The 15,999-nt window shown below is 34.6% G+C and carries 10 protein-coding genes and 1 other annotated feature; of the genes, 2 read left to right on the top strand and 8 right to left on the bottom strand.

Annotation, left to right across the window (positions count from 1 at the left end):
• Positions 1–5: 5 nt before the first annotated feature.
• Positions 6–905, bottom strand: coding sequence for a prenyltransferase (locus tag KUA55_RS05525; protein WP_218325185.1), 900 nt, complete (start codon positions 903–905; stop codon positions 6–8).
• Between the two features lie 214 nt (positions 906–1,119).
• Between KUA55_RS05525 and KUA55_RS05520 the strand changes: the two genes are divergently transcribed.
• Positions 1,120–2,097, top strand: coding sequence for a polyprenyl synthetase family protein (locus tag KUA55_RS05520; RefSeq protein WP_218325184.1), 978 nt, complete (start codon positions 1,120–1,122; stop codon positions 2,095–2,097).
• Positions 2,098–2,130: 33 nt separating this feature from the next.
• Here the strand turns inward: KUA55_RS05520 and pheT are convergent, their stop codons facing one another.
• From pheT to lepB, 6 genes are all read right to left on the bottom strand, one after another.
• Complete coding sequence (gene pheT, locus KUA55_RS05515) at positions 2,131–4,551, bottom strand: phenylalanine--tRNA ligase subunit beta (RefSeq protein WP_218325183.1); 2,421 nt, start codon at positions 4,549–4,551, stop codon at positions 2,131–2,133.
• Positions 4,552–4,557: 6 nt separating this feature from the next.
• Entirely contained in the window at positions 4,558–5,601 is a 1,044-nt protein-coding gene (pheS, locus tag KUA55_RS05510; protein ID WP_218325182.1) for a phenylalanine--tRNA ligase subunit alpha, read from the bottom strand.
• Between the two features lie 42 nt (positions 5,602–5,643).
• Positions 5,644–5,839: a binding site (T-box leader), on the bottom strand.
• A gap of 51 nt (positions 5,840–5,890) precedes the next feature.
• Positions 5,891–6,220, bottom strand: a complete 330-nt coding sequence (locus KUA55_RS05505; RefSeq protein WP_218325181.1) for a winged helix-turn-helix transcriptional regulator — start codon at positions 6,218–6,220, stop codon at positions 5,891–5,893.
• 75 nt (positions 6,221–6,295) lie between these two features.
• Positions 6,296–9,994 carry a helicase-exonuclease AddAB subunit AddA gene (gene addA / locus KUA55_RS05500; RefSeq protein WP_218325180.1) on the bottom strand — a complete coding sequence of 1,233 codons (3,699 nt, stop codon included), beginning with the start codon at positions 9,992–9,994 and terminating at the stop codon, positions 6,296–6,298.
• On the bottom strand, positions 9,987–13,487 hold the full coding sequence (locus KUA55_RS05495) for a PD-(D/E)XK nuclease family protein (RefSeq protein WP_218325179.1): 3,501 nt from the start codon (positions 13,485–13,487) through the stop codon (positions 9,987–9,989). The genes addA and KUA55_RS05495 overlap by 8 nt, the downstream gene beginning before the upstream one ends.
• 58 nt (positions 13,488–13,545) lie before the next feature.
• Positions 13,546–14,088 carry a signal peptidase I gene (gene lepB / locus KUA55_RS05490; protein WP_218325178.1) on the bottom strand — a complete coding sequence of 181 codons (543 nt, stop codon included), beginning with the start codon at positions 14,086–14,088 and terminating at the stop codon, positions 13,546–13,548.
• Between the two features lie 178 nt (positions 14,089–14,266).
• Here lepB and KUA55_RS05485 point away from each other — a divergent pair, with 178 nt between their 5' ends.
• Positions 14,267–14,863, top strand: coding sequence for a nitroreductase family protein (locus tag KUA55_RS05485; RefSeq protein ID WP_218325177.1), 597 nt, complete (start codon positions 14,267–14,269; stop codon positions 14,861–14,863).
• Positions 14,864–14,906: 43 nt separating this feature from the next.
• Here KUA55_RS05485 and KUA55_RS05480 read toward each other — a convergent pair whose 3' ends face one another.
• Positions 14,907–15,947 (bottom strand): C39 family peptidase, encoded by a 1,041-nt coding sequence (locus KUA55_RS05480; RefSeq protein ID WP_343214706.1) that lies wholly within the window; start codon positions 15,945–15,947, stop codon positions 14,907–14,909.
• Positions 15,948–15,999 lie beyond the last annotated feature (52 nt).

The raw sequence follows: 15,999 nt of genomic DNA, 5'->3' as shown, positions 1-15,999 counted from the left end.
TAAGATTAAATAAAAATAATTGCGAAAGTTACAACCTGAGCCAAAGCACCAACTGCTAGGATGCGAATGGCACAAATAAAGGTTTCTGTTTTAATTTGTTTTTTCCGAAATAATGCGACCTGTTTATACACAAATGGCAAAATTAAAAAAGTTAGCAAAAATGTCCATGGTGCAATTTGAAAAACGACTGCTAAAACGATACTTAAGAAAGCAATCACATTCATCCAAGTAAAAAGTTGAATTGCCCTTGGTTTTCCTAAATAATGAACGAGTGTAAAACGATTATTATTTTCATCCTCTTCCAAATCACAAATATTATTGGCTAACATTAGATTTGCAATCCACAACGTATTCGGTAGAGAAATCAGAAAAATACTCGCCAATGTCACAATATTCCATTGGAATATTTGATATGTGTTTAAATAAACACAAAGCAAACTAATCATAAAGCCCATAGTAAACCCAGAAAAAAACTCACCGAGTGGCAAGCTTGATAAAGGTCGTGGACCTGAGGAATAAAAAACACCAACAAAATAACAAAAGACACCCATTAATAAAAAGGGCCAGCCAACAATCATTGCAATCACTATTCCTAATAACGCAGAAAATATAATCATTGCAATCATCATCCAAAATACCAGACGCACATTTAATTTTTCTCGACCAATGATATTTGTCTTCTCTCGATAGTCATGAATTTCACTGGCGTGATGATAATCATTATAGTTGTCTAAGATGTCAACGGCCATGTTAAAAACAAACATCGAAATAAAAAATAAAAGTACCAAACCTAAATGAAGTGATCGATAATTATACCAGCTAAAACAAATCCCAATAAAAAAAGGCATTACACTTGCTGTTTTTGCTTTAATTTCGACTAATTCCAAAAAAACGGCTAAACTCATTTCTTCCTTCTTCCTATCAAACTTTCTTCTACATTATGCCTGTTTTTGTCAATTTCTTCAAAAACTATGCTCCAAAAAGCTGGTCAAAAGTTAATATTTTCTGAAAACTTACCATATTTCAATTAAAACTTAATCTAATCCAGATGGTTCTAGTAGTTTTTCTCTTTGAGATAAGCTAAAATGAAAAACGAGTCTAAAAGAAAAAGGAGTAAACATGTTAGATTATTGGAAAGATTATCCTAATCTCCAGCAAAAACTTACCTTAGTTCAAGATTTAATGGCTGAAAGATTAGTAATTCAAAATAAAGAAATAGAAGGTGCTATTCAAGCTTTTAGTACAAAAGGCGGAAAATTAATTCGACCAGCGCTCTTCTTTTTATTTGCAGAAATTGCTCATGGAGAAGTTTCTGATGAAAAATTCGTAAAAATTGCTGCTTCGTTAGAGTTATTACACTCAGCTACTTTAGTTCACGATGATATCATTGATGATTCTCCTACTCGTCGTGCGCTGCCAACGATCCAATCACAATTTGGCAAAGATATCGCAGTTTACACGGGAGATTTTATCTATACAATTTACTTTGAACTATTGGCGGAAACAATGACAGGCACCCCATTTCTAATGAAAAATGCCAAATCAATGAAAAAAATTTTACAGGGTGAACTCCATCAAATGTCATTAACTTATCAAAAAGATCAAAGTATTTGGCAGTATTTAAAAAGCATCAATGGAAAAACTGCCGAACTCATCAGTTTAAGCTGTTGGGAAGGTACTTATTTTGGTGGTGCTGATCTTGTCACTCAAGCACGAGCTAAAAGAATTGGCAAAGCGATTGGCTTAGCCTTCCAAGTCTATGATGATATTTTAAACTTTTCATTGGATTTAGGAAGTGATGAAAAACCAATTTTGACTGATGTTGTTCAAGGGATTTATACCTACCCTTTGTTAGCAGCCAAAAATAATTCACCGGAAAAAATAAATCCTTATTTAATCCATCCTGAAAATCTATCTATTAAAGAACGAACTGAATTAGCTGAGTTAGTCGCTGAAACTGGTGGCTTAGAAGATGCCTTGATTTTTGCCGAAAAGTTAACTGAAAAAGCTATTCGAGAAATTGATTTACTGCCAGAATCGGCTTCCAAAGAAACTTTGAAAAGTATTACTGTTGATTTATTGCATCGTGCTTATTAAAAAACGTTGTCTGCTAAGACAACGTTTTTTTATTTAGCGAATGACTACCGCAAATTTATCTGTTAAAGTTTTTTCAATTCTCACCATAAAACTATTAATTTCTTCATCTGTCAGCGTTGCTTCAGCATTTACATAAGTTAAACTGTAGGCCACCGATTTTTTACCTGCCTCAATATTTTCTCCTTGATAAACATCAAATATTTTAATATCCGTCAAGAAACGATTAGCAGATTCTCGAATAGCAGCAACAATGTCTCCATTTGAAACAGTTTCATCCACTAGCATAGCAATGTCACGGCTTACTGCAGGATATTTTGAAACAGTCTGATAAACTAGAGCTGGTTTTTCTACCTCAACTAAAGCTTCAAAATTCAGTTCCATCACAAAAGTTGCTTTTAAATCATGGGCTTTAGCTAAACTAGGATGAACTTGACCAATCAAACCAATTTTTTGATCATCTAAATAAATCAATGCAGTTTGACCAGGATGCATTTCTTTTAAATCACTGGTTGCTTGATAGCTAATGCGATTTTTTAAGTTTAATGCTTTTACTAGATTTTCTAATAATCCTTTGATTTGATAAAAATCAACTGATTCTGCTGTTTCTTGCCAAGATTTTTCTATTTTATCACCTGTAATAGCAAAGGCTAGATGCTTTTCTTCTTTTGGTAAATCTTTTTTGGGGTCATTGTCTTGATAAAAGACCCGTCCAAATTCATAAAAAGCCAGATCTTTACTTTTTCGAGCAGTATTGTAAGCTAAATCTTCCAATAATCCACTAATTAAATTCATCCGTAAAGTAGACCGTTCTTCACTCATTGGAAATGCTAATTCAGTCACTTTACTCTTTCTGAGCATAAATTGTTGTGCTTTTTCAGCAGTCGTTAAAGCATAACTAATCGCTTCTGATAAGCCACTACCTTCTAAAATACCACGAACTTTTCTAGTCAACTTTTGTTCATGAGTTAAAAAGCCAGCTACTGTCTGACCACTAGGTAATGTTGACGGAATATTATTGTAACCGTAAATACGAGCAACTTCTTCCATTAAATCCGCTTCAATTTTAATATCCCAACGGCGTGGAGGCACACTCACAGCAATTGTTTCACCTAATTCTTCATAAGAAAAATCTAACGCAGTGAAAACTTGATTGACTTGAGCTTGTGTTAATTCTGTCCCTAAAAATTGATTAATATGTTTCAAAGTTGTTGTCACTTCAATATTTTCAGGATGTACCTGACTGCCTTTAACAGAACCTTTTAAAATAGTTCCGCCAGCCAAATCTACCATCATTTGAGCAGCGACTTCGCCTGCTAAAGAAATTTCTGCTTGATTGATCCCTTTTTCAAAACGCATTGAAGATTCACTGCGTAAATTATATGTTTGTGAGGTCCGGCGAATTGAAGTGCTATCAAACATCGCGGATTCTAAAGCTACTGTCGTTGTTGTATTAGTGATTTCAGAATCTAATCCTCCCATCACACCAGCTAATGCTACAGGTTGTTGTCCATTAGTAATGACAATATTATTTGGTGAAAGTTTTCTTTCCACACCATCTAAAGTTGTTAACAGCTCATCTTGCTCTGCTCGGCGCACCAAAATTTCTTGACTGCCTAATTTATCATAATCAAATGCATGTAAAGGTTGACCAAATAATAGTAAAATATAGTTGGTAATATCTACCACATTTGAAATCGGACGAATACCTTCGTTCATTAAACGGTTTTGCAACCATTGTGGACTTGGGCCAATTTTTACATTTTCGATTACACGAATTTCATAATGAGGTGCATCTGCTTGATCAGTCACCGTTACTTTAATTTTTTCACTGGTTGCTTGTTCGCCTTCAACTAATTTTACCTCTGGAAAAACAGCTTTTTTGTTGTAAATTGCTGCAACTTCATGAGCAACACCACGAATACTTAAGGCATCTGCCCGATTTGGTGTGATGGAAAGATCAATAATTGTGTCATCCATTTCTAAATAAGGAAAAACTGGTTCGCCAACAACTGCTTCAGCAGGTAAAAAATAAATCCCGTCAGCAAATTCTTTAGGAATTACTGATTCGCTGTAACCAACTTCTTGTAAAGAACAAATCATCCCATTTGAAACTTGACCACGCATTTTACCTTTTTTAATTTTAACATTGCCAGTAATTCTTGAACCTGGTAAAGCAACAATCACTTTGACTCCGGCTTTAATATTCGGTGCACCGCAGACAATTTGAGACAATTCTGCTTCACCAATATCCACTTGGCAAATCGATAAGTGATCAGAATCAGGATGAGGAATACATTCTTTAACATCCCCTACCACAATTTTTTTCAAACCAGTTTCAGGTTGATGTAATCCCTCTACTTCAATTCCTGTTAAAGACAAGTGATCAGCTAAATCTTTTGGGTTAATATCTTTAATATTTACGTATTCATTTAACCATTTATAAGAAACTAACATTATTGCTTACTCCCCCTTAAATTGTTCTAAGAAGCGAACATCGTTGAGATAGAAATTTCGAATATCATTGACGCCATAGCGCAACATAGCAATACGATCTGGTCCTAAACCAAAAGCAAAACCAGAATAAATTGTTGGGTCAATACCTGACATTTCCAAAACATTTGGATGAACCATGCCCGCCCCCAAAATTTCAATCCAACCAGTATATTTACAAACATTACAACCTTTACCACCGCATTTAAAACAGCTCACATCTACCTCAACTGAAGGTTCTGTAAAAGGAAAATAACTTGGACGTAAACGCACATTACGATCTTCACCAAATAATGTTTTCAACATAGTTTCTAATGTACCTTTTAAATCTGCCATAGTAATACCTTTATCAATCACTAATCCTTCAATTTGATGAAATTGGTGGCTGTGAGTGGCATCATCAGTATCTCTGCGGAAAACTTTCCCCGGCGAAATCATTCTTAAGGCACCTTTTGAAAAGTCATGATCTTCCATTGTTCGTGCTTGAACTGGTGAAGTATGGGTCCGTAACAATAAATCATCCGATAAATAGAAGGTATCTTGCATGTCACGGGCAGGATGATCTTTAGGTAGATTCATCCGTTCAAAATTATAATGATCGGTTTCAACTTCATTACCTTCAATAATTTGATAACCCATTCCTACAAAAGTATCCTCAATTTCTTCCATGATTTGTGTTAATACGTGGCGACTCCCTTGAGAAATTTGTTTTCCAGGTAAAGTTACGTCAATAGTCTCTTTAGCTAAAGCCGCCTCTAAAGCGACTTGATTTAAAACAGTTTTCTTTTCTTCGATTGCTTCTGTTAATAAATCACGAATCTGATTGGCAAAAGCGCCAACTTTCGGACGTTCTTCCGCTGATAAATCTTTCATTCCTCGTAATACTTCAGTGATTGGTCCTTTTTTCCCTAAAGTTTCCACACGAATTTTTTCAACTTCAGCTAACTCTTTAGTAGCAGAAATTTTTTCAAGTGTGGCTGTTTTTAAATCTTCTAACTGCGTTTGTAAATCCATTTTCTTCTTCCTTTCCACAAAAAAAAGACCTCGTTTTCCTTTTAAAGGAACGAGGTCTCGCGTTACCATCCTAATTCGCCTATTGGCGCTCTTACTTATTCTAACGGCAATTTGCCGGTCTTAAAGACAAGCTCCAGAAGTGAACTTCATTTTTCTTTGACTTAATCTGCTTCCAGTCTACGGCAGATACTCCCTGAAAAGTTTTAAAAAAACTACTCTTTTCCATCAACGCTTTTTCGTATTCGATTAAATCTTATATTACAAGAAATTAACCTTTTACGCAAGTTCTTTAAGCCATCCAAGTTTCACCCCATGAATGAACTTCTGACATTACTTTTTCTAACGACAATCCTTTTTGAGTCAAACAATAATCCATCCGCTTCTGACCTTCACAGGAAATCACACGGCCAACAATTCCTTGCGCCTCTAATTCTTTTAAACGTTCCGTTAAAACTCGGTCGCTTACTTCTGGAATTTTGGCAGCTAAATCAACAAAACGTTGTGGTCCTTCTTCTAATAACACATCAATGATTAGACCGTTCCACTTTTTACCTAAAATTTGAAAACACTTTTCAAATGTCGGACAAAGTGTGAACTCAGTCATTTGTAATTCCGCCATCTTTCTCACCTCGATGTACGAATTATAGCACATCACTTACAAATAATAAGTATAAGTTGCTTAGAATTCTATTTTTCATAATAAGTTAATGATTTTATTTCCTCTTAAAAAAACTAAATTGATTTCACTAACCTTTTTTTGCTTGGCTTTTTCTAATGCTTCTTTGTACAAAGTTAATTGCCCTTTATAGCGATTGATTAATTCTTGTTCACGACTTTCACTATAATAATCTGTCTTAAAATCGTATAAAATAATCTCATTTGGATATTCCAAATAGCCATCAATGATCCCGTGAATTAAGATTTCGTCGTTATTTCGATAATCTTTAAAAATTTCATCTGCTGATAACAACATTGCAAAGGGTTCTTCTCGATGAAGTAAATCTGGTGTAGCCAACAGTTTTTTCCCTAAATCAGTTTCAAAAAAAGTTAAAATATTTTCTATTGAAAGGCTGTCAGCTAATTCTTGGCTTAAACTTTTTTGCGCAATCAATGATTCGATTAATACCCGAACACTTTTTTCAGTTGGTTGTGTGGATACATCGATCAATTGCATCACCAAATGTGTTGCCGTACCGATTTCAGCCGAACTAATTTCATCTGTTTGGACTAAAAATCGCGGCTCCGGTAGTTGGTTCTCGGTAAAGCGATAACGATTTTGATTCAAATTTTGATTGTCAGAAATATCTAATACTTCTCGATTATCAGGGTCATCGTATAATCGTTTTATTTCGGAAACTGACTGATAATTAGTAGTTTTCGTTGCTTCAGGAAAAATATATTGATAGCCGGCTTGTTGTAAAATCTGGCTAACATCAATTTCTTGATCATCTGCTTTAACTTTTGTAAAAACAGGCTGATAACTATTTGCTGTCTGAGCAATTTCTTGAGCATTAGCAAAAGTAATTTTAAACTTTGCAGGATGATGGTAAAGTGAATTTTTTTGGTTTATCGGATATTGTTGTTGATAATTTTCCATCGTTGCATGACGGAATAAACTTTGCCCAATCCAATCTAAAAAGACCCCTTGACCATTACGAATTGCGGTGTCTAAAATAATGTCTTCATTCGTTGCTGCCAATTGCCATTTTTTTAATGCCGCTTCTTGACTGTCATAGGAACCAACAATGAACAATTTTTGCTCAGCTCTCGTCAAAGCTACATACAGTTTTCGCATTTCTTCAGACAATAATTTATTATTTTTTTTCTTGGCAATTAATTTAAAGGCAATTGTTATATAGTTTACCCTTGTAAAAGGATCTAAATACTTTATGCCAATACCGGCATGCTCGTCAAATATATATTTATTTCGTAAATCACTTAAATTAGCTTTTCGACTACTATTTAATAAGAATACTACCGGAAACTCCAAGCCTTTACTGGCATGAATTGTCATTACTGTCACTGCATCCCCAGTTTCTGTTGCAGGCGGTTCAGCCAAATCTTTTGACTTCTCCTGCATTTTTTCAATGAATCGAATAAACTGATACAAGCCTCGATAACTGCTCTTCTCATAATCCTTCGCGCGTTCTACTAATGCCAATAAATTTGCATGTCGTTGCTGACCAGCCGGCATTCCTAAAACATAATCTAAATAAGCTGTTTCTTGATAAATATTCAATAAAAGATCTACCATCGACGTACGATGAGATAGTTCCCGCCAATTATCCAATTGGTTCAGAAAAATAGCAAGCTTTTGACTGATTTTATCTTCTTCAGTGACTTGATAGTTTTTAATTGCCGTAAAGAAATCTCCTTCGACCATTTTTAACCGAATCGTTGCTAACTCTTGATCATCCAAATCAGTAATTGGTGACCGCAAAACTGCAGCTAATGGAATATCTTGAAAAGGATTGTCAATAATCTGCATTAATGCAACAATAATTCTTAGTTCGGTTGTTTGAAAATAGTTTTGGGCATCATTTACATTTAACGGAATCCCCATTTTCTTAAAGACGTCAATAATAGTTAGATGATTTTTTCGGGTTGGCGTCAATAAAACAATATCCCGATAATCTAAAGCACGATCAATACCCATTTTTTTATCAAAAATTTGGAATTTTTGATCTTTCATTTCACGAATTTTATTCGCAACTAAATAGATTTCCGCAGTCGCACTCTCATCGATCAAGTCATCTTCCTCGACTTTTTGTTCTGCAATTAAAAGCTCTGCTGAAAAATGATCCGACTCAGGAAAAGCCTTGGATCCTGCAATCAGTTCTTCTTGAGAACCATATTCAATCTGGCCCAGCTCTTTATCCATAATTTGTTTAAAAATCAAATTGGTAAAATCCAATACTTCTTTACGAGAGCGGAAATTATCTGGCAAAATAATCTTTCGGTTACCATCAAAATCAACATCGTTTTGGTAGCTTTCATATTTTTCAATAAACAATGTCGGATCAGCTAAACGGAAACCATAAATTGATTGTTTTACATCCCCAACCATGAACATATTTCCTGGATGCTCTTGGCTAACTGCTTGTAAAATTGTTTCTTGAAGTTGATTGATATCTTGATATTCATCAACTAAAACCTCTTTAAATTGAGTCCGATAATAATTTTTAGCAGGATAGGCTCCGTCAATTTCAGTTTCTAAAATTTTCAAAGCAAAATGTTCTAAGTCGTTGAAATCTAACAAGTTCTTACTCATTTTTCTCTCTGAGAATTGTTGGATAAAAGCTTTTTCTACTTCGATTAAGCCACTGACTAATTTTTCCGATTCTTTTAAGATTTCACCTTGTATTTCAAAAGGTTCAGAAAAATAATTCGGTAGGATGTTTTTTTGCAACTGATCTTTATTCAAATTTCGTAAATTTTGAATTTCCGCAAATTCTTCAGGATAGGCCTCTTTTACAGCCTTTATTTCTTTCTTTGTAGATGGAAATGTCTTAAAGGTAGTTGCTTGTATCACTTGATAAGCAATTGCCAAGTCCCCTTTTAATAAAGCTTCTTTAACCGTTAATACATGATTTAGTTCATCTTCTGCTAATTCAATAATTAAGGTTAAACCACCTATCGCTTGCGACCGTTGAATCATCAATTGATAGTTTTCAATCACACGATCTAATTCTGTTACAATCATAGGTCGCAATTGCTCGGTAAAAATTTTGGAGTGAGCAAATTCTCCATCAAACTGATAATTTTCTAACAGCGAGTCTAGCCATTTTTCCGGTTCAGAGTTGGACCGAGCAAAATTGTACATGGAAAAAATTAAATTTTCTAAACCACGATCATCTCGATCACTAGAAAAATTTTCAGTCAAGCGATAAAATTCGACTTCCTTTTTTTCATAATTTAGCTCACGGATACTATCCCATACTTCTTCTTTCAGCAAGATTGTTTCTGTTTCATCCGTTAACATACGATAATTTGGATCTAAATCAATTAAATAAAAAAATCGTTGAATCACTTTTGCACAAAAGGCATGTAAGGTGGAGATATTAGCCATCGGTAACTTACTTAATTGATGGTTGAAATAATTTCTTTCTTCAGAAGTTTTCGCCTCTTCAGCCGCCTGTTGAATCGCTTGCTGGATGCGTTCCTTCATCTCAGCAGCTGCAGCTTCAGTAAAAGTCACAACTAGCAAATCATCGACTGAAAAATTTTGCTGACGAATCTTTTCAATCACACGGCGGACCAAAACAGCTGTTTTACCTGAACCAGCTGAAGCAGAAACTAAAATATTGTCTCCTTGATCATAAATTGCCTGCCATTGCTGCTCCGTAAACATCACATCGGCTGTTCGTTCAGGAATAGGTATTTTTCTACTCATTGCCTTCTTCCTCCGTATTTCCCAGGTCTTTTCGCATCCGATCTAAAATTTCCTCCCGCTTCATTCTTTCAAAGCGGTGATACTGATTATCTGGCATCATGACGTCAAATTTACACACACTTTGGAATGGACAAAATTCACAAGCCCTTTTTTTCTCATTATCCAAAGTCGGATTCAATTTCAATTCTCCAGAAACAATTTGATCACCCGCTTGTTTTAAATTTTGTTTATTATAGTCTCTCAACAAATCAATTTCGTTTATATCATAGAAAGTTTGCTGATTGCGACCAATTGAGTAAGCTCCTTTTTTTGTCATTTCCAGTGGAAATAGAGAAGACTTCTCACCTTCTGCCAATTCTTTATCCATCTCTTTAAAAAGTGCTTCATCTTTAACAAACAGACCATTATATTTAAATTCTTTTAAAGTCTCCTCTGATACATTATCTGTCGGTTTAATCGTAGGATTTTGAACGTGGAAATAATAGGCACCTCCTGGTTTAACTGTTTTATTATTACCTTCAGAAAAATCAGTAATTGCTACATCTAAATAGGTGATTAGCTGCAATGCTAATCCATAATAGGCATCCGTTAACTTAAATCTTTGTTGACTAGATTTGTAATCCACTACGCTAAACCATTGATTTTCTTGATTTGTCACAGTATCAATTCGGTCAATTTTCCCTCGCAGATGTAATGCTCCGCCATTTACTAAAGGCAAATCTAATCCCTTAATACCTTTTTGACCAGCAAGCGATCCAAAAATTACCTCTGTTTTTTCTGTTTGGTAATTTGTCCGTTTACTTTGTTGCATTAAGCCCCAGCTAACCTTTTCAATCGTTTTCGCCAATTGATAACGAATATAGTTCATCCTTGGAGAACTGCTTAAAATTTCAAATTTTACCTTACCAAAAACTTCAGCTAATACTTCATCAGCAAGTTTTTGCCGTTGTTCATCACTAATTTTTGCTAAATTTAAATCACTCTCATTTAATTTTTTAAAGAAAATATCTAAGGCTTCATGATAAAAGTCGCCTTTTCCTGCTTGTGTCAATTCGTATAATGAACGCTCTTTTAGCTTAAGTCCATAATTTGCAAAATATTTAAACTGACAACTATAAAAATTCTCAATTCGTGAAACTGAGGCATACAATTCTTTTCCGTAAAGCTTTCCAGCAATATCTGGTCCCAAGTCAAAGGGAACATTTGAATCAGTTAAACTAGCAAAAACTTTCCCAGCCAAATCGCCCACTTCAGCATTTTTTTTCAAATTTTGACTAAGCTTGGCCCATGCTGCCGATAATGGATATTGTTGGTCTTTACTCTGACGATTCAAATTTATTACATCACTAATCATAGTCCGAAACGTACCGACATACTCAGCCGGATTTGTTGTTAAATTCAAATTTTCAAATGAATAAATAGGAATAGCTAAACCTACATTCAGTCTTTTCAAAAACGGAGAAATCCCATAACTACTTTCCTCTACAATAGTAGCGTAACTTAAAAACAATTTTTCTGATGCTGATAAAAAAACACCATAGGCAACGTATGGTTCACTCATGATTTTTTGGCTATTGGCTTCTGGTAAGAACTTATCCTCTGGTAATTCCTGACTGAAAACTTCTCTTTCATCGGCAGTCAATAAACCTGTATCATCAAAGCGCGCAGGAAAATCATGATCATTTAAACCCAACGCAAAGGTCACCTTAGTTTGTTTACCGCGAATATCCAAACGATTAATTTGAACTTGATCTATCGTTGTCGGAATTTTTCCGTAATCTAAATTAACTAATCCAGCGACAAATATTTCTTGAAAAATATCCCAGTCAAAAATTTCATCGCCATAAATCAATACATACTCATCTAACAAATCTAATAAAGCTTGCCACGTCTGTTCATGATTACGAGCCTTTTCCAAGAATCCTCGTTCAACTTCTTGATCACGCCAATGTAACAATTGTTGCTTCACACCTACTCGATCTAAAAAATGATAAAAAATACTTGCTGCTGTACGACCATTTTCCGCTTTCTTTATTTCTTCAAAAAATGGAGGTAAGTATTCTTGAACCATTCGACGTACTAAATTACTGTCATTTTCTATAGTTTCATTTGCATGATATTCGCCAGATTCAAAATCATAGTCCACAAATTTCCAGTCTTTTTCTCTCGTCCAATAGAAGCCTTTGAAATTGTAAGCCAAAGCAACATTTTCAGTCTGATCAATTTTTTCTCGCAAGATTTTTTGTTCTAGCTTCCAAGTATTGGTAGCCCATTCAAAAGGAACAAATAACTCTGTCCTTAACAAACGAATGACATCTGTAATTTGGTAATTGTATTGATCAATTAAAAATAAGGCTTGTAAAAAGTCCAATAAAGGATGTTCAGCCATTTTTTGTTTTTCATCTAAATAATAAGGGATCGCCAATTGGTTAAAAATTGTTGCAACAACACTGCGATAGCGATCATCATTGCGAACTAAAACTTGAATATCTTGATAACGATATCCTTGTTTAATTACTAGCTGTCTAATTTCATTACCCACTCGTCTGACTTCTTCAGCTAATGTAGTAGTCTGCCAAATTTGAATTGCTGCTGATGCTTGCAATTTTTGCGGCTTTTGTGTGCGCCAAAATTCACCAATCTGATTAAATACATTTTTTTTATTGACAGCAATTAAATCAAGCTGGATTGGGATCTTTTCACTACGTGCAGCTTGAACCAACTGATAATAAGTTTTGCCAGTTACTGAAAATAATTCTAATGGATTAGGTAATTGGTCAACATAAGATTGATCTACTTCTAAAGCTACTAAAAGTTGACTTTGAGCCATTAATGTTGTTAATACTTGCATTTCTTTTCCAGTAAAGCTGGTAAAACCGCTGACAATGAACAAATCGTCCACGCGTTTATTATCTGATAAATATTCACTTAATAATTGCAATGGGTCGTTATTTTCGACTTGATATTGAGCAAGCTCTTTTTCATAAGCAGATAAAATAGTTTGTAAATCTTGCATTTTTAAGCCAATATCAATCGTTTTATTTTCAGCTAACAAGAATAAATCATCGACAGTCAGATTTCCTATTTGCATTTCTTGATAGAATTTCATGACTTCTTCAATAAAACCTGATTTATTAATTTCACCTCTAAAGATGACTAAGTCCATTTCTTTTTCTTTTAGGACTTTTCTTAAAACCATTGCATTACCAGCATCTGACAACTGATTACCAGGGATTTTCCCATCTTTTTGTAAAAAGAACCAAGCTAAACGGTTAAAACTAAATACTTGTCGATTAATCGAGCTAAAAGTTCTTGTCTGTTGTGCTTCTTTCATCAAACGCAACAAATGGATTTCTTTTTCGAATTTATTATAATTGGGTACAATAAAAAAAACGCGGCCTGTTTGATGATTACTTAACCAACTTTCAGCAACTTCGACCATTTTTTGATCAGCATCACTTTGTCCAACGCTTCTAAGAAATTGTAAACTCATTTTTTCACCTCTTCTTTTTACATTATAACAATAAAAAAAAAAGACTAGCAAACATCTGCTAGTCAATAGTTCCGATTCTGTTAATCGGCCAGAAAACAAATTTCACATCAGCCATAATATCGTCTTCATCGATATAACCAATAATACGACCATCTTTTGAAATACGTCGATTGTCACCCAAAACAAATAATTTGCCTTCTGGCACTTTATCAGAGCCAAATAAATCTTTTAAAGTAAAATCATAAGTCAAAGGTTCTCCATCAGTTAATTCACTCTTATATTCATCTAAATAAGGTTCACTGTATTTCTTACCGTTTATATATAATTGATCATCTCGATACTCAACAGTATCCCCTGGCAAACCAATCACACGCTTAATATAATTCTTTCCCGGTTCGTCTGGAGCTGGAAAAGTAACGATGTCATACCGTTTCACATCTGTATTTTTTAAAGCAATAACTCGTTCTCCATCAATCAAGGTTGGATCCATTGAATCTCCTTTTACAACCACCGGGGTAAAAACAAATTGCCGCAAACCAAAAAGTACAGCTGCCAAAATGACAAAATATATAATAGTTTTTACCACTTCTTTTAGCTTCATGTAACATCCTCCAATTATTCAATAATAACAGTTTAACATAGTCATTAAAAAATAGACTTATTTCAAACTCTATTTAACAAATTTTTCGAATTAAATCGATAAGCATATTCTTTTACTTACTAAATGTAAGATGATATATTGAGTTTTGTAATTAATAGAAAGAAATGAGGAAATTCACATGTCACAATTTTTAGATGCCTTAAAAAATCGTCGTTCTATCTATGCTTTAGGACGCAACGTTAACTTATCACAAGAAGAGATTTCAACTACGATCAAGGAAGCTGTTAAACTAAGTCCCACTGACTTTAACGCACAAACTACAAGAGCAGTTATTTTGTTTGATGGTGCTCATGAAAAATTATGGAAAATCGTAGAAGCTGCTTTAAAACCAGTTACACCAGCAGAAGCATTTTCAAATACACAAGAAAAATTAGCGGGCTTTAAGAACGCTTATGGCACAGTATTATTCTTTAAAGAAAAAGATACTGTTAAAAACTTACAAGAACAATTCGAACTTTATGCGAATAACTTCCCTATCTGGGCAGAACAATCTAATGGTATCGCTCAAGCAAATACCTGGACTGCACTAGCGGCAGAAGGTCTTGGTGCAAACTTACAACATTACAACCCATTGATTGATGCAGAAGTTACAAGCACTTGGAATATTCCGGCAAACTGGGAATTACGCGGCCAATTAGTTTTTGGTTCAAAAGAAGCAGAAGCTGGAGAAAAAGAATTTATGAACGATGAAGATCGGTTTAAAGTCATTAAATAAAAATATAGTCATGAAGTAAAAGAAAATTTACTTCATGACTTTTTTATCTTACTACTACCGCATAGCGAGTCAAATTGTAACTTGCTTCAAAAGCATGACCTTCCACCCAGTATTGACCAGCATTCGGATCTGATACATGGTAACGATTGGTATGATTATCAAAGCCATCTAAGGTCATTACATGAGCATTATTAATTCCAGTTCCCCACCAATAATTGCCATAACGAGGATCTGCAAAATCCAAAGTGACAAAAACTACCACAGGATTTCCTCCACGTAATTCTTCTTTTAATTCTTCTGGTGAATAGTCAGAAATATTTTCAACATTACCGTAACGACTTCCCCAAGTGGCTAGTGGTTTTGGATAGATTGATTGATATGTACCATTTAAAATTTGATCTGGTCTACCACCAAAACCATCGTTGGGATTTCCATTTGCTGCTAGAGGCATCTCATCAATGAAGCTTCTCAAGTTGTAATTATTTGCTTGTCCCTTTGTTTGAAGCGCCTGCAAAAGTGCTGCTGCTTCACAACCCATTGGATATCCTGCTGAGTTTTGATTAATGTATGGTGCATTTAATGATGCACTATCACTAACTGTCGTTCCTTCACCGGTTGCTTTCCAAGAAACTCCTTCATTTTGCCAGCCAGCATGGATTAAATTATCTCGCTCAGTCACACTAGTTGTGTAATGATGAGCCCCAGCTTTTGCATTTTTATTATACAAACGATAAACATTGATTCCAGATTCTGGTGTATACCAAGAAATTCCTTCATCCTTCCAACCTTTGCTGATCAAATCATTTTTTTCTGTCTCTGATAAAGTGTAATGATGGTCGCCAGCATTTTCATTATACAACCGATAAACGGATTGTCCTGTGTCGGTAGTTTGCCAGCCAGTTCCTTCATAACGCCAACCTGAACGCATTAAGTTTGTCTTTTCCTCATTATGAATCGTATAAAAATGTTCAGAACTATTGGTATTGTATAAACGATATAACGTGGATGCTTGATTTTCTTGAGCAAATCCTGCGATACCAATAAAAGCACTCAACGCAAAACAACTCCAAAAAATTTTCTTCACACAATCATCTCCTTTAATAATTAGTATAACAAAAAAAGAAGATTAACCAAAA

This window comes from Enterococcus alishanensis (assembly GCF_019218635.1).
In the GTDB taxonomy this organism is placed as follows: domain Bacteria; phylum Bacillota; class Bacilli; order Lactobacillales; family Enterococcaceae; genus Enterococcus_A; species Enterococcus_A alishanensis.
This window is presented reverse-complemented; position numbering and strand designations above follow the sequence as displayed.